Raw genomic sequence first — 15,209 nt, 5'->3', positions numbered from 1 at the left:
CCCCCCCGCCACGGACGAGGCCGACCGGGTGCGCTCCCACGCCCACGACCACGGCCTGCTCCCCGCCGGACGGACCCGCTTCACCGGCCACGGCCAGGGCCGCAGCCCCCGCCGCACGGTGGCCGACCTGCGCCGCGGCTGGTTCGGCACCCTCCCACCCGGCGACCCCCTCTCCGAGACCTTCGCCACCCGCCTGTCCGCTCTCCCCGACCAGGACCGCCCCCGCCCGGACCCGGTCTTCACGCTGGCGGCGTTCCGCAAACCGCAGTGAGCCCTCGGTACCGTCCTCGCGCGCTCGTGGCGGTGGACAGGGGAGGCTGAGGGCATGGCGCATCATCACGAGCACAGCGATATCGACTGGGGCGAGATGGGTCCGCGGCTGGAGGCGCAGGCCGAGTTGTTCACGCCTCTGTACGAGCACGCCATGGCGTGGCTCGCGAAACGGCAGACCGAGCCGGGGCTGGTCGTCGACGCGGGCAGCGGGCCGGGGGTCGTGTCCTGTCTGCTGGCCGACACCTTCCCGGGGGCCCGGATCGTCGCGGTCGACGCCTCGCAGCCTCTGCTGGACCGGGCACGGGAGAGGGCCGGGCGCTTCGGGGTCGCCGATCGCTTCGACACGCTGACCGGTGAACTCCCCGGTGTGCTGGGGGACTTGGACTATCCGGCCGACCTGTTGTGGGCGGGGCGGAGTCTGCATCATCTGGGCGATCAGCGGGCGGCGCTGGCCGCGTTCGCCGAGCGGCTCTCCTTCGGCGGCACCCTGGCCCTGCAGGAGGGCGGTCTGCCGGCGCGGTTCCTGCCGCGTGACATCGGCTTCGGGCGCCCCGGGCTCCAGTCGCGCCTGGACGTGGTGGAGGCGGAGTGGTTCGCGCGGATGCGGGCCGAGCTGCCCGGTTCCGTCGCCGAGGCGGAGGACTGGCCCGCCCTGCTGGCCGCCGCCGGACTGCGCCCCAGCGGCACCCGGACCTTCCTCCTGGACCTGCCGGCCCCGACCACGGGCCGCGCCCGCGCGTACGCCGTCGCCACCCTCACCCGCACCCGTGAGGTCCTGGGCGACCGGCTGGACGCCGACGACCGCGCCGCTCTCGACCGGCTCCTCGACCCCGGCGACGAGGCGAGCGTCCACCACCGCCCGGACGTCTTCGTCCTGGCGGCACAGACCGTGTTCACGGCCGTCCGCGCCCGATGAAGTCCCCGCGGGCGAAAGGGCCTTGACTTCGAGAGCACTTCAAGTGATGGACTCCCGCTCGTCCAGGCACCGATACACAGGGGGACCCACCATGACCGACTCTCCGGCCGCACTGATCACCGGCGGCGGCAGCGGCATCGGCGCCGCCGTCGCACGCCGCCTGCTGGACGCCGGCCACCGGGTCGCCGTCACCGGACGCGGCGAGGAGCGCCTGCGCCGGTTCGCCGACGAGGTCGGGCAGCCCGAGCGGCTGCTGACCTTCGTGGGCGACTCCGCCCGCTACGAGGACGTCCAGGCCGCGGTGGACGCCACGCTCAAGGCGTTCGGCCGGCTCGACACGGTCGTCGCCAACGCCGGTTTCGCCACGCACGACTCGGTCGCCCAGGGCGACCCGGCCGGCTGGCCGGAGATGGTGCTGACCAACGTCCTCGGCCCGGCCCTGCTGATCCGCGCCTCCATCGACGCCCTCAAGGCGAGCCGCGGCCGGATCGTGCTGGTCGGCAGCGTCGCCGGGTTCGTGCCGACGGCCGGCAACCTCTACGGCGCGACGAAGTGGGCGGTGACCGGGCTCGCCGAGAACACCCGGCGCGAGGTCACCGAATGGGGGGTCGGCGTCACGCTCGTCGCGCCGGGCCGCGTCGAGACGCCGTTCTGGGACGGCCTCGGCAGCCTGCCCCCGGGGAACCTGCTGACCGCCGACCAGATCGCGGACTCGGTCGTGTGGGCCGTCCGGCAGCCGGAGGGCGTGGACGTCAACACCGTCGTCGTACGGCCGCTGGGACAGCCCAACTGACCCGGCGGGAACGCGGAACGGCACGGCCGCCGCTCGCGACAGGCGAGCGGCGGCCGTGCCGTGTGCGCGGCGGACGCCTCAGGCGGCGTTGAACTCGGCCGGGTCCGGGCCGAGGCGCCGGTCCTCGTTCAGCGCGCTGATCGCGGCGAGGTCCTCGTCGTCGAGGCTGAAGTCGAACACCTCGATGTTCTCCTTGATCCGCGCCGGCGTCACGGACTTCGGGATGACCACGTTGCCGAGCTGGAGGTGCCAGCGCAGCACGACCTGGGCCGGGGTGCGGCCGTGCTTCTGCGCGATCGCGACGATGGCCGGGACCTCCAGCAGCCCCTTGCCCGAGCCGAGCGGCGACCACGCCTCCGTGGCGATGCCGTGCTCGGCGTGGAACTCACGCGAGGCGTGCTGCTGCAGATGCGGGTGCAGTTCGATCTGGTTGACCGCCGGGACGACCGAGGTCTCCTCGATCAGCCGCTCCAAGTGCTCCGGGAGGAAGTTGGACACGCCGATCGCGCGGACCCGCTCGTCGGCGAGCAGCTTCTCGAACGCCTTGTAGGTGTCCACGTACGTCCCGCGCGCCGGCGTGGGCCAGTGGATGAGGTAGAGGTCGACGTACTCCAGGCCCAGCCTCTCCAGCGAGGTGTCGAAGGCTCGGAGCGTGGAGTCGTAGCCGTGGTCGCTGTTCCAGACCTTGGTGGTGACGAAGACGTCCTCGCGGGGGACGCCGGAGGCGGCGACGGCCTTGCCGGTGCCCGTTTCGTTGCCGTAGATCGCCGCTGTGTCGATGCTGCGGTACCCGGCCTCCAGCGCGGCCGCGACCGCCTGCTCGGCCTCGTCGTCCGGCACCTGCCAGACGCCGAAGCCCAGCTGGGGCATCTCGACGCCGTTGTTGAGGATGATCGGGGGGACCTTGCTGCTCACGAGCTCTTGATCCTTACGGTTGCCGACAGGTTGGACTCCCATCGTCAACGATCACGGCCCGTCACGCATTCCTGACCGGAGAAAAACCCGGCGCTCACGCCTGGTACAGCGCCTCCACCTCGTTGGCGTACGCGCCCTCGATCGCCTTGCGCTTCAGCTTCAGCGACGGGGTGAGCAGCCCGTGCTCCTCGGTGAACGGCTGGGCGAGTATCCGGAAGGTGCGGATCGACTCGGCCTGCGACACCAGCGTGTTCGCGGCGACGACCGCGCGCCGCACCTCGGTCTCCAGATCCGGGTCGCGGACCAGCTCCGCCGGTGACATCGGGCGTTTGCCGCGCATCGCCAGCCAGTGCTCGACGGCCTCCTGGTCGAGGGTGACCAGGGCGGCGACGTACGGGCGGTCGTTGCCGACGACGATGCACTGCGCCACCAGCGGATGGTCGCGCACCCGCTCCTCCAGGACGCCCGGCGAGACGCTCTTGCCGCCGGAGGTCACCAGGATCTCCTTCTTGCGGCCGGTGATGGTGAGATAGCCGTCCTCGTCGAGGGTGCCCAGGTCGCCGGTGGCGAGCCAGCCGTCGTGCAGCGTCTGGTCGGTGGCCTTCTGGTTGTTGAGATAGCCGAGGAAGACGTTGCCGCCGTTCAGCCAGATCTCGCCGTCGTCGGCGATGTGGACGGTGACGCCCGGGATGGGCCGGCCGACCGTGCCGTACCGGGTGCGTCCGGGCGGGTTGGCGGTGGCGGCCGCCGTGGACTCGGTGAGGCCGTAGCCCTCGTAGATCTGGACGCCCGCGCCGGCGAAGAACAGGCCGAGCCGCCGGTCCATCGCCGAGCCGCCGGACATGGCGTGCCGGATGCGTCCGCCCATCGCCGCGCGCATCTTGGAGTACACGAGCTTGTCGAAGAGCTGATGCTGCACGCGCAGGCCCGCCGAGGGGCCCGGCCCGATGCCCCACGCCTTCGCCTCGACGGCGTCGGCGTACTTCACGGCCACGTCGACGGCCTTCTCGAAGGCGCCGGCCCTGCCCTCCTTCTCGGCCTTGCGCCGGGCGGCGTTGAAGACCTTCTCGAAGATGTACGGCACGGCGAGGAAGAACGTGGGCCGGAACGCGGCGAGGTCGGGCAGCAGCGCCGCCGCGTGCATCTGAGGCTGGTGCCCGAACCGCACCCGGCCGCGGATCGCGGCGACCTCCACCATCCGCCCGAAGACGTGCGCGAGCGGCAGGAACAGCAGGGTCGCCGCCTCGTCGCCCTTCTTCGAGTGGAACACCGGCTCCCAGCGCTCGATGACCGTGTCGGCCTCGTACATCAGGTTGCCGTGCGAGATGACGCAGCCCTTGGGGCGGCCCGTCGTGCCGGACGTGTAGATCACCGTGGCGATCGACTCGGGGGTGACCGCCTGCCGGTGCCGGTGGACTACCTCGTCGTCGAGATGGGCGCCCGCGTCGTACAGCTCCTGTACGGCTCCCGCGTCCAGCTGCCACATCTCGTGCAGCCGGGGGAGGCGGTCGATGACGGTGGCGATCGTCATCGCGTGGTCCTCGTGCTCCACGATCGCCGCCGAGCACTCCGCGTCGTACAGCATCCAGAAGCACTGCTCGGCCGAGGAGGTCGGGTAGATCGGGACGACCTGGGCGCCGATGGTCCACAGCGCGAAGTCGAACAGGGTCCACTCGTAGCGGGTGCGGGACATGATCGCGACCCGGTCGCCGAAGCGGATGCCGCGGGCGAGCAGCCCCTTGGCGAGGGCGAGCACCTCGTCGCGGAACTCGGCGGCGGTGACGTCCTGCCACAGGCCGTCCTCGTCCTTGCGGCCGAGGACCACGTACGAGGGATCCTCCTGGGCATGCTCGAAGACGACGTCGGCCAGGCCGCCCACCGGCGGTGCCAACGCCAACGGAGGGTTGGTGAACTCGCGCAAACCCCGCTCCCCGCTCCGAATGCATCGGCTGACGCTCAGCACAGGGCGTGAAAGCTACCCCACCCGTCATGCGGGCGGGAGGGGGCCGAAAACCGACGGGTGCTCAAGTTTGCACAGGTCAGCGAAGGAAAATGCCCCCACATCGGACAGCGGCGGACACAAAACTGACCGTTGAGTAAGTTCCGGGCCCGTAATCTCCACCAAATCCGACCGACTCACTTACCGGGCGAAGGTCCGGTCGATCTTGGGGCGGCGCCCGGCCGGACCGTCCTCTCCTCCCTCAGCGCACACGGCTGCGAAGCCGTCACCCCCACGCGGGGCTCAGCGCCGGTGCAGCCGGTCGCCGCCCGCGAGGATCGCGCCCGCCAGCGCGTCGGCCGCCGACTGGGCCGCCGTCCGCCGGGGCCCGTGCATCAGGACGAAGTCGACCCGGCCCAGCTCGGGCAGACCGGCCCGCTCGGGCACCCGCACCAGACCCGGCGGGATCAGGCCCCGGGAGTGCGCCATCACGCCGAGCCCGGCCCGGGCCGCCGCGATCAGGCCGTTGAGGCTGCCGCTCGTGCAGACGATCCGCCACTGCCGGCCCTGCCGCTCCAGGGCCTCCAGCGCCATCGCCCGGCTGATCCCGGGCGGGGGGTACACGATCAGCGGCACCGGACGGTCCGGCTCCAGCCGCAGCCGCTCCGCGCCGATCCACACCAGCCGGTCGTGCCAGACGGGCTCCCCGCGCGGGCCCTCAGGCCGCCGCTTGGCCAGCACCAGGTCCAGCTTCCCCGCGGCCAGCTGCTCGTGCAGCGTCCCGGACAGCTCGACCGTCAGCTCCAGATCGACCTCGGGGTGCTCGTAGCGGAAGCCCTCCAAAATCTCCGGCAGCCGGGTCAGGACGAAGTCCTCGGACGCCCCGAAGCGCAGCCGCCCCCGCAGCCGCGTCCCGGTGAAGAACGCCGTGGCCTGCTCGTGCACCGCCAGGATGCGCCGCGCGAAGCCGAGCATCGCCTCGCCGTCCTCGGTCAGCTCCACCGAGTGCGTGTCCCGGACGAACAACGGCCGCCCCGTCGCGTCCTCCAGCCGCCGCACGTGCTGGCTGACGGTCGACTGGCGCAGCCCGAGCCGGCGGGCCGCCCGCGTGAAACTCAGCGTCTGGGCCACCGCGAGGAAGGTGCGCAGCTGGGAGGGGTCGTACACGGCCCCCAGCCTAGCCCGGTCATCGTGAATCGTGATGACAGTCAGAGCGGTATACCGGATTCCCGATCGCAGAGAGCCGGAGGACGATGGAGAGGGCACGTCCGTGCCGGGAACACGACGTACACGACGTACAGCGAAGCGACGAGCGAAGTAGTGGAGCACAGTGAAACGCCTGCACTGGCCGCGGTGGATGCCGATCGACCCGTACATCCTGCTGCTGCTCGGGACAGTCGGCATCGCCGCCCTGCTCCCGGCGCGCGGGACGGCCGCGGACGTGGCCTCGGGCGCCTCCACGGCCGCCATCGCCTTCCTGTTCTTCCTCTACGGCGCCCGGCTGTCCACCCGTGAGGCCCTCGACGGACTCAAGCACTGGCGGCTCCACGTCACCGTCCTCGTCTGCACCTTCGCGGTCTTCCCGCTGCTGGGTCTCGCGGCCCGCGGACTCGTCCCGGTGATCCTCACCGACCCGCTCTACCAGGGACTGCTCTTCCTCACCCTGGTCCCGTCCACCATCCAGTCCTCCATCGCCTTCACCTCGATGGCCCGCGGCAACGTCCCGGCCGCGATCTGCGCGGGCTCCTTCTCCTCGCTGGTGGGCATCGTCGTCACCCCGCTGCTCGCGGCGGCCGTGCTCGGCGGCAACGGCGGCGGCCTCTCCGCCGACTCGGTGGTGAAGATCGTGCTCCAGCTGCTCGTGCCGTTCGTCGCCGGGCAGCTGCTGCGCCGCTGGATCGGCGGTTTCGTGGCCCGGCACCGCAAGGTCCTCGGGCTCGTCGACCGCGGCTCGATCCTGCTCGTCGTCTACACCGCGTTCAGCGAGGGCATGGTCCAGGGCATCTGGCACCAGGTCAGCCCCGGCCGGCTGGCCGGCCTCCTCGCCGTCGAGGCCGTACTGCTCGCCGTGATGCTAGCCCTGACCTGGTACGGCGCGAGGGCGCTCGGGTTCGGCCGCGCGGACCGCATCGCCATCCAGTTCGCCGGCTCCAAGAAGTCCCTGGCCTCCGGGCTGCCGATGGCCAGCGTCCTGTTCGGCGCGCACGCCTCCCTGGCCGTGCTGCCGCTGATGCTCTTCCACCAGATGCAGCTGATGGTGTGCGCGGTCATCGCCAAACGCCGCTCCCACGACCCGGAGGCCGCCGACGACGCCGACGACACCGGCCCGGTCAGCGGGCGGGGGTCAGCCGCAGCGTCACGAACCGCGGTCGGTACCGGGACACGTCGCGGCTGAGCTGGGCCGCCGCGTCGGCCGGCTCCAGCCAGTTGACGTCGTAGCTGAGCACGAGGCGTCCGCCGCCGCCCAGTTCGGGGTGGACCTGCGGGTTGTACGCGGCGAGGCCGCCGCCGGGCGGCAGCCCCGGGGTGAAGGGCCGGCCGGGCCCGTGCCAGGGACCGGCCGGTGAGCACGCCCAGTACGACGTCACCGCCCGCAGCCCCGCCGTGCCCGCCGCCATCGTGAACAGCACGTACGTCCCGTCCACCCGGGCCACCGAGAACGCGCTGCCCACCCCGGCGCGCCGCCCGTCCCCGAGCACCGGCCGGGACCGCGCGGCCGGCCCGCCCCACCCCGAGCCGTCCCAGTACCGCCAGGCGTCCGGCTCGCCCAGCCGGCCGCGCGGCACCCGCGCGAGATGGGCGCGGCCGGCCGGGCGGGCGGCGGCCCGGCCGTCGTCGCCCCCGAACACGTACGTCCAGCCGCCCTCCTCGACCAGCGTGGTCCCGTACAGCACCCGCCGGGACGGGTCCGGCACCGCCTGCTGGTCGGCGATCCGCACGGCCGACTCCACCCGCAGGTCCGGCAGGGAGAGCGTGGCGACCTCCGTGGCGAGCGGCACCCCGTAGATCCACGGCGACGGCCCGGCCGCGCGGACCCACAGCAGCACCCGCAGGACCCGCTCAGGCGCCCCGGGGGAGCGGGGTTCGACGCGGGCCGCGACCGGCCAGCGCCACTGGCCCGGCGCCGGGTCGGGGAAGAGCGGCGCGGGCAGCGTGCGCTCCAGCCGTCCGTCGCGCATGACGACCGCGGAGTTGCGGACCAGGGGAGCGGAGCCCTCCCGCCAGGCGGCGGACTCGCCGAACGGGTTGGGCGGCGGGTGGACACGGCCGAGGTAGGTGTCCGAGAACAGCCACATCAGGCGGCCGTCCGGCAGCCTCACCGAATGCGTGCCGTCGCCGCCGGTCCAGTCGTCGGTGCGGGCGGGATCGTCGCCGTAGCGGGCGAACTCGGCCGTCAGACCGCGCTCGGCCGACCAGGACCCGACGCCCCGGGGGCCGCACGCGGCACCGCCCTCCCGTTCGCCGTCGTCCGGGAGGGCGGTGAGCAGCACGGCACCGAGCACCAGCGCCAGCAGGACACCGAGGCCGGTTCCCGCGCGCCGCCGTGCTCGGATGTCGTCGGGCACCCCTGGGACGGTAGTGGCCGGAGGCGCCCCGGTCCATGAGGTCGGACGAACAGTGGGGCCCCGGGGACGGCGCAGGGGGCGCTCCCCGCCGGCCGGGGCCCCGCCGCCGTGTCGCGGGGGCCGGTCAGCCTCGGGCGGCCGCGGTCCGCAGGGCGAGCCGGTGGTCCCCCGCGTACACGTTCATCGAGCTGCCCCGCAGGAAGCCCACCAGGGTCAGCCCGGTCTCCGCGGCCAGGTCGACCGCGAGGGACGACGGCGCGGAGACCGCCGCGAGGACGGGGATGCCCGCCATCACGGCCTTCTGCGCCAGCTCGAAGCTGGCCCGCCCGGACACCAGCAGGATCGCCCGGGACAGCGGCAGGTCTCCGTTCTGCAGGGCCCGGCCGACGAGTTTGTCGACCGCGTTGTGCCGGCCCACGTCCTCCCGGACGTCGAGCAGTTCGCCCTCCTCGGAGAACAGGGCGGCAGCGTGCAGGCCCCCGGTCCGGTCGAAGACCCGCTGGGCCGCGCGGAGCCGGTCGGGGAGGCCCGCGAGCAGATCGGGGTCGACGCGGACCGGGGGAGTGTCGGCGATGGGCCAGCGGGCCGTCGTACGGACCGCGTCCAGGCTCGCCTTGCCGCACAGCCCGCAGGACGAGGTGGTGTACACGTTCCGTTCGAGGGTGATGTCGGGGACGGTCACGCCGGGCGCGGTCTGCACGTCCACCACGTTGTACGTGTTGGACCCGTCGGCGGTCGCGCCCGCGCAGTACACGATGTTCCGCAGGTCCGTCTGCTCGGCGAGGACGCCCTCGCTCACCAGGAAGCCGGCGGCCAGCGCGAAGTCGTCGCCCGGGGTGCGCATGGTGATGGCGAGCGGCTTGCCGTTCAGCCGGATCTCCAGGGGCTCCTCCGCGACGAGGGTGTCCGGCCGGGTGGAGACCGCTCCGTCCCTGATCCGGATCACCTTGCGTCGTTCCGTGACTCGTCCCATGTCTCGATCAGTCCCGTCAGTCCCGGTTCTGGACGTGCTGGTAGCCGAAGCGGCCCTTGATGCACAGGTTGCCGTGGGTCACCGGGTTGTCGTGCGGCGAGGTGACCTTCACGATCTCATTGTCCTGCACATGGAGCGTGAGGTTGCAGCCCACACCGCAGTACGCGCACACGGTGGTCGTCTCGGTCTGAGCCGACTCGTCCCAGGTACCCGCCGCACGCATGTCGAACTCCGACTTGAACGACAGGGCTCCGGTCGGGCACACCTCGATGCAGTTGCCGCAGTACACGCACGCCGAGTCGGTGAGCGGGGCGTCGTGCTCGACGGCGATCCGCGCGCCGAAGCCGCGTCCGGCGACGGAGATCGCGAAGGTGTTCTGCCACTGGTCGCCGCAGGCGTCCACGCACTTGTAGCAGAGGATGCACTTGTCGTAGTCGCGGACGTAGAGCTCGTTGTCGACCTTCGGCTCCTCGTTCAGCCGGGCGGCGTCCGGGCCGAAGCGGTCCGGTTTCGCCTCGTACTCCTTGAGCCATCCGGCGACCCGCGGCGTCGTCGACAGGTCGACGGACGAGGCCAGCAGCTCCAGGACGATCTTGCGGCTGTGTCGCGCGCGTTCGGTGCCGGTGCTGACCTCCATGCCCGCCTCGGCCCTGCGGGAGCAGGCGGGCACCAGCGTCCTGGACCCCTCGACCTCGACGACGCACACCCGGCAGGCGTTCTTGGGCCGCAGTGTGTCGCCCTCGCACAGGGTCGGGATGTCCTTCCCGGCGGCCCGGCAGGCGTCGAGGATCGTGGAGCCCTCAGGCACCCGGGCCTCCTGCCCGTCGAGGGTGAACTCCACCAGCCGGCGCGGCACTCCCAGCGGTATCGCGGTCATGCGTAGGCCCCCAGTCGGTCGATCGCGGATTCCACGGCGTTCCACGCGGTCTGCCCCAGACCGCAGATGGAGGCGTCCCGCATGGCGCGGCCGACCTCTCTGAGCAGGGCGATGTCGTCGGCGGCCGCCGCGCCCGTGCGCTCGGCGATCCGGTGCAGTGCCTCCTCCTGACGGACCGTCCCGACCCGGCAGGGCACGCACTGCCCGCACGACTCGTCGCGGAAGAACTCGGCGATCCGCAGCAGCAGCCGGGGCAGCGGCACGGTGCCGTCGAAGGCGAGGACCACCCCCGAGCCGAGCGTGGTGCCGGCCTCGCGCGTCCCCTCGAAGGTGAGCGGGATGTCCATCTCGTCGGCCCGTACGAAGCCGCCCGCCGCGCCGCCCAGCAGCACGGCCCGCAGCCCGTCCCGGACGCCCGCCAGCTCCAGCAGCTCGCCGAGGGTGGCGCCGAAGGGGAGCTCGTAGACGCCGGGGCGGTCCACGCTGCCGGACACGCAGTACAGCTTCGGCCCGGTGGACCGCCCGGTGCCGATGGCCGCGTACGCCGGGGCCCCCATCGTCAGGATCGGCAGGACGTTGACCAGCGTCTCGACGTTGTTCGCCACCGTAGGCTTGCCGAACAGCCCCTTCTCCACGGGGAACGGCGGCTTGGAGCGCGGCTCGCCCCGGTAGCCCTCGATGGAGTTGAACAGCGCGGTCTCCTCGCCGCAGATGTACGCGCCCGCGCCCCGCCGGATCTCGATGTCGAAGGCGTACCCCTGGCCGAGGACGTCGTCGCCGAGGAAGCCGCGCGCCCGGGCCTGCGCGATCGCGTGCTCCAGACGGCGCAGGGCGCGCGGGTACTCGCCGCGCAGATACAGATGGCCCCGGTGGGCGCCCGTCGCGTACCCGGCGATCGTCATGGCCTCGACCAGCGCGTACGGGTCGCCCTCCATCAGCACCCGGTCCTTGAAGGTGCCGGGCTCGGACTCGTCGGCGTTGCAGACGACGTAGTGCGGATGGTCGGGCTGGGACGCCGTGGCCTGCCATTTGCGGCCGGTGGGGAAGGCGGCGCCGCCGCGCCCGACCAGGCCGGAGTCGGTGACCTCGCGGATCACCCCGGCGGGGCCGAGTTCGAAGGCCCGGCGCAGCGCGGCGTACCCGCCGTGGACCCGGTAGTCGTCCAGCGAGGCGGGGTCGACGACGCCGACGCGCCGCAGCAGTGTCAGCGAGGGGTCCCCGGCCTGTGGCACCGCCATCGCCGCGGGCGGTTCCCCGGGCGCGGAGTCCGGCGCGCTCGCGGCGAGCACGGCACCCTCCACGGTCGCCGGTGCCGACACCGCCGTACGCACCGGGTCGCCCGCCTTCACCGCCAGGGCGGCGGGGGCCCGTTCGCACAGGCCGAGGCACGGGCCGCGCTGCACGCTCACGCCGCTGCCCGGTCCCAGGCGCGACTCGATGCCGGCGCACAGCTCACCCGCGCCGGCCGCCGCGCACGCCAGGTCCGTGCACACGTGCAGCACCGTCGCGGGGCGCGGCTTGACGGAGAACAGGGCGTAGAAGGTGGCGACGCCGTACGCCTCCGCCGGCGGGACCGTCAGCCGCCGGCACAGGTAGTCGAGGGCGCCCTCGCTGATCCAGCCGATCCGGTCGTTGATGGCGTGCAGCCCCGGCAACAGCAGGTCGCGGCGGTCCCGGGCGGCACGGCCGCCGCGCGCCCACCTCAGATCGGCGGCCCCCATCTCGTCGCGGGCGGCGCCCTCCCAGGACGACTCGGGCGGCCCGAGCAGGGCGTCGACGGCCGCGCGCTCGTCGTCCGTCGGTTTGCTGTCGCCGAAGTGCAGGTCCACTGCGTCACCTCACGATGGTCGCGACGGGGAGCTTGTCGATCCGGATCGCCGACGCCTTGAACTCCGCCGTCCCCGCGATCGGGCAGTTCGCCTCGATCGTCAGCTGGTTGGTGTCCACCTCGTCGGGGAAGTGCATGGTCATGAAGGCCAGGCCGGGCCGCAGCGCGGTGTCCACCCACACCGGCGCGACGACGCTGCCGCGCCGCGAGGTCACCTGGACCTTCTCGCCGACCACGACCCCGTACCGCTCGGCGTCCTCCGGGCTGATCTCCACGAACTCGCCGCGCCGCAGCGGGGAGGCGAAACTGCCGCTCTGCACCCCGGTGTTGTAGGAGTCGAGCCGGCGTCCGGTGGTCAGCCGGATCGGGTACCGCTCGTCGGTCAGGTCGACCGGCGGATCGTGCTGGACGATGCCGAACGGCGCCGGCGTGCCGCGCCTCGCCGGGTCGTCCTCCCACAACCGGCCGTGCAGATAAGCCGGTTCGAGCCCGTCGGTGCTGGGGCAGGGCCACTGGATGCCCTGGTGCTCCTCCAGCCGCCGGTACGTCATCCCGTGGTGGTCCGGCGACACCGAGCGCAGCTCGTTCCACACGGCCTCGGCGTCGGCGTACTTCCAGTCGTGGCCGAGCCGGCCGGCGAGGTCGCAGATGATGTCGATGTCCTCGCGCGCCTCACCGGGCGGGATGAGGGCCCGGCGCACCCGCTGTACCCGCCGCTCGCTGTTGGTGGTGGTGCCCTCGGTCTCGGCCCACCCGGCGGTGGCGGGGAGGACGACGTCCGCGAGCTCGGCCGTCCTCGTCAGGAAGATGTCCTGCACGACGAGGAAGTCCAGCTGCTTCAGCCGCCGTACGGCCTGCTCGCTGTCGGCCTCGGACTGGGCTGGGTTCTCGCCGACGCAGTAGACGGCCCGCAGGTCACCGTCCTCCATCGCCTCGAACATCTCGGTGAGGTTCAGGCCGTAGTGGGGCTGGATCACGGTGTCCCAGGCGGACTCGAACTTCGCGCGGGTGCCCGGGTCGAGGAGGTCCTGGAAGCCGGGGAGCCGGTTGGGGATGGCGCCCATGTCGCCGCCGCCCTGCACGTTGTTCTGCCCGCGCAGCGGCTGGAGCCCGCTGCCGTAGCGGCCGACGTGGCCGGTCAGCAGGGACAGGTTGATCAGGGCGCGGACGTTGTCGGTGCCGTTGTGGTGCTCGGTGATGCCGAGGGTCCAGCACAGCTGGGCGCGTTCGGCGCGGGCGTAGGCGTGCGCGACCTGCCGGATGGCCGCGGCCGGTACGCCCGTCACCTTCTCGGCGAGGGACAGCGTCCACGGTTCGACGAGCGCCTTGTACTCCTCGAAGCCGGTCGTCGCCCGGGCGATGAACGCCTTGTTGGCGAGGCCCGCGTGGATGATCTCGCGGCCGATCGCGTGGGCCATCGGGATGTCGGTGCCGACGTTCAGTCCGAGCCAGCTCTCCGCCCATTCGGCGGTGGAGGTGCGGCGCGGGTCGAGCGCGTACATCCGGGCACCGTTGCGGATGCCCTTCAGCACGTGCTGGAAGAAGATCGGGTGCGCGAAGCGGGCGTTGGAGCCCCACATCACGATGACGTCGGTGTGCTCGATCTCCTCGTAGGAGGAGGTGCCGCCGCCCGACCCGAAGGCCGCCGACAGGCCCGCCACGCTGGGGGCGTGGCAGGTGCGGTTGCAGGAGTCGACGTTGTTGGTGCCCATCACGACGCGGGCGAACTTCTGCGCCACGTAGTTCATCTCGTTCGTGGCGCGGGCGCAGGAGAACATGCCGAACGCGCCACGGTTGCGCTCGATGCCCCGGGCCGCCCGGTCGAGGGCCTCGTCCCAGGTCGCCCGCCGGAACGGCTCGTCCCGGGAGTCGCGCACCAGGGGGTGGGTCAGCCGGGTGTAATTCCTGCGGCCACGGTCCTTCTTACGGCGTTCGTTCATGCGGCGCTCCTCAGCGCGAGCAGGTCCGAGATGGCGTGCACGGTGCGCAGGGTGGGCACCTGGACGCCGGTGATCTCCGCCAGTTCGACGACGGCCGCGAGGAGCACGTCGAGTTCGAGCGGTTTGCCGCGCTCCAGGTCCTGGAGCGTGGAGGTGCGGTGGTCGCCGACCTTCTCGGCGCCCGCGAGACGGCGTTCGATGGAGACGCCGACCTCGCAGCCCAGGGCCGTGGCGACGGCCAGCGTCTCGGTCATCATGGTCTCGATGACCTTGCGGGTGCCGCCGTGCAGGCACATCTGCCGCATGGTGGCGCGGGCGAGCGCGCTGATCGGGTTGAAGGAGATGTTGCCGAGCAGCTTGAGCCAGATGTCGTTGCGCAGGTCGGGTTCGACCGGGCACTTCAGGCCGCCGGCGACCATGGCCTCGCTGAAGGCGAGACAGCGCCGGGAGACACTGCGGTCGGGCTCGCCGACGGAGAACCGGGTGCCCTCCAAGTGCCGTACGACGCCCGGCCCTTCGAGTTCGGTGGCGGCGTACACGACGCAGCCGACGGCCCGTTCGGGCGCGAGCACCGCACTGACCGCTCCGGCCGGGTCCACGCTCTCGAGGCGGTGCCCGTCCCAGGGGCCGCCGTGCCGGTGGAAGTACCACCAGGGGATGCCGTTCTGGGCGGCCACGACCGCCGTGCGCTCGTGCAGCAGCGGCTCGATCAGCGGCCCGCACGCCGCGTACGTGTTGGCCTTCAGGCCCAGGAAGACGTAGTCGACCGGGCCGACGTCGGCCGGGTCGTCGGTGGCGTGGGCGCGGGCGGTGAAGTCGCCGCGCGGGCTGAGCACCCGCACCCCGTGCTGCCTCATGGCCGCGAGGTGCGGTCCACGGGCGATCAGGTGCACGTCGGCACCCGCGCGGTGCAGCGCGGCTCCGACGTAGGCGCCGATGGCACCGGCGCCGAGGACTGCAACTTTCACTTCGGAACGCTCCGTTCGGTCGAGGGAGTACCGCGGAGGTGGCTGTGCTGAAGAAGCGGGAGGGGACGAGCCGAAGCCCTGAAGCTCGTCGACTGAATATTGTCTACAGTATGGATAGGGGGTCAGCAAGAGTGCGCGCACGCCTTCGCACGCCGACGCGCGGATGACCGGCGACCGTTCGTCGCGCCCGGCATACCGTTCACCGCAGACGATCGACCCGT

General features: G+C 72.5%; 12 protein-coding genes and 1 pseudogene. 4 read left to right on the top strand and 9 right to left on the bottom strand.

All coding sequences use genetic code 11. From position 1 onward, the window contains the following. The 3 genes and pseudogenes from ADL34_RS16935 to ADL34_RS16925 form a co-directional block, all read left to right on the top strand. Positions 1-271, top strand: a pseudogene (locus ADL34_RS16935) (SAM-dependent methyltransferase); the annotation flags it as partial. Between the two features lie 54 nt (positions 272-325). Then, the gene (locus ADL34_RS16930) at positions 326-1,189 is read left to right on the top strand and encodes a class I SAM-dependent methyltransferase (protein WP_062666413.1); all 864 of its coding nucleotides are present in this window, start codon (positions 326-328) and stop codon (positions 1,187-1,189) included. A 91-nt stretch (positions 1,190-1,280) separates the two neighbouring features. Next, on the top strand, positions 1,281-1,982 hold the full coding sequence (locus tag ADL34_RS16925) for an SDR family oxidoreductase (protein WP_062666411.1): 702 nt from the start codon (positions 1,281-1,283) through the stop codon (positions 1,980-1,982). 78 nt (positions 1,983-2,060) lie between these two features. Here ADL34_RS16925 and ADL34_RS16920 read toward each other — a convergent pair whose 3' ends face one another. The 3 genes from ADL34_RS16920 to ADL34_RS16910 all read right to left on the bottom strand — a co-directional run bounded on the left by ADL34_RS16920 (position 2,061) and on the right by ADL34_RS16910 (position 6,003). Further along, on the bottom strand, positions 2,061-2,897 hold the full coding sequence (locus ADL34_RS16920; protein ID WP_062666410.1) for an aldo/keto reductase: 837 nt from the start codon (positions 2,895-2,897) through the stop codon (positions 2,061-2,063). A 94-nt stretch (positions 2,898-2,991) separates the two neighbouring features. Further along, the gene (locus tag ADL34_RS16915; RefSeq protein ID WP_062666408.1) at positions 2,992-4,818 is read right to left on the bottom strand and encodes an AMP-dependent synthetase/ligase; all 1,827 of its coding nucleotides are present in this window, start codon (positions 4,816-4,818) and stop codon (positions 2,992-2,994) included. 321 nt (positions 4,819-5,139) lie between these two features. Next, positions 5,140-6,003 carry a LysR substrate-binding domain-containing protein gene (locus ADL34_RS16910; RefSeq protein WP_062666405.1) on the bottom strand — a complete coding sequence of 288 codons (864 nt, stop codon included), beginning with the start codon at positions 6,001-6,003 and terminating at the stop codon, positions 5,140-5,142. A gap of 163 nt (positions 6,004-6,166) precedes the next feature. Between ADL34_RS16910 and ADL34_RS16905 the strand changes: the two genes are divergently transcribed. After that, positions 6,167-7,231: a bile acid:sodium symporter family protein gene (locus ADL34_RS16905; protein ID WP_079034074.1), complete on the top strand. Its 1,065-nt coding sequence runs from the start codon at positions 6,167-6,169 to the stop codon at positions 7,229-7,231. On the opposite strand, the gene ADL34_RS16900 is transcribed toward ADL34_RS16905, so the two are convergent. The 6 genes from ADL34_RS16900 to ADL34_RS16875 form a co-directional block, all read right to left on the bottom strand. Then, on the bottom strand, positions 7,167-8,402 hold the full coding sequence (locus tag ADL34_RS16900; RefSeq protein WP_062666401.1) for a DUF4185 domain-containing protein: 1,236 nt from the start codon (positions 8,400-8,402) through the stop codon (positions 7,167-7,169). The two genes, ADL34_RS16905 and ADL34_RS16900, sit on opposite strands and share 65 nt — an antisense overlap. A 124-nt stretch (positions 8,403-8,526) precedes the next feature. Then, positions 8,527-9,375, bottom strand: a complete 849-nt coding sequence (fdhD, locus tag ADL34_RS16895; RefSeq protein WP_062666399.1) for a formate dehydrogenase accessory sulfurtransferase FdhD — start codon at positions 9,373-9,375, stop codon at positions 8,527-8,529. A gap of 16 nt (positions 9,376-9,391) precedes the next feature. Beyond that, the gene (locus ADL34_RS16890) at positions 9,392-10,252 is read right to left on the bottom strand and encodes a 2Fe-2S iron-sulfur cluster-binding protein (protein WP_062666397.1); all 861 of its coding nucleotides are present in this window, start codon (positions 10,250-10,252) and stop codon (positions 9,392-9,394) included. Continuing rightward, positions 10,249-12,081: an NADH-ubiquinone oxidoreductase-F iron-sulfur binding region domain-containing protein gene (locus ADL34_RS16885; RefSeq protein WP_062666395.1), complete on the bottom strand. Its 1,833-nt coding sequence runs from the start codon at positions 12,079-12,081 to the stop codon at positions 10,249-10,251. The genes ADL34_RS16890 and ADL34_RS16885 overlap by 4 nt, the downstream gene beginning before the upstream one ends. Before the next feature lie 4 nt (positions 12,082-12,085). Beyond that, a complete protein-coding gene (locus ADL34_RS16880) occupies positions 12,086-14,020 on the bottom strand; it encodes a molybdopterin oxidoreductase family protein (RefSeq protein ID WP_062666392.1) in 1,935 nt (644 codons plus the stop codon). Next, positions 14,017-14,988 carry a 2-dehydropantoate 2-reductase gene (locus ADL34_RS16875; RefSeq protein WP_062666390.1) on the bottom strand — a complete coding sequence of 324 codons (972 nt, stop codon included), beginning with the start codon at positions 14,986-14,988 and terminating at the stop codon, positions 14,017-14,019. The genes ADL34_RS16880 and ADL34_RS16875 overlap by 4 nt, the downstream gene beginning before the upstream one ends. Positions 14,989-15,209: the final 221 nt, after the last annotated feature.

It is taken from the genome of Streptomyces sp. NRRL WC-3605 (assembly GCF_001509795.1).
Classification (GTDB): Bacteria; Actinomycetota; Actinomycetes; order Streptomycetales; family Streptomycetaceae; genus Streptomyces; species Streptomyces viridochromogenes.
This window is presented reverse-complemented; position numbering and strand designations above follow the sequence as displayed.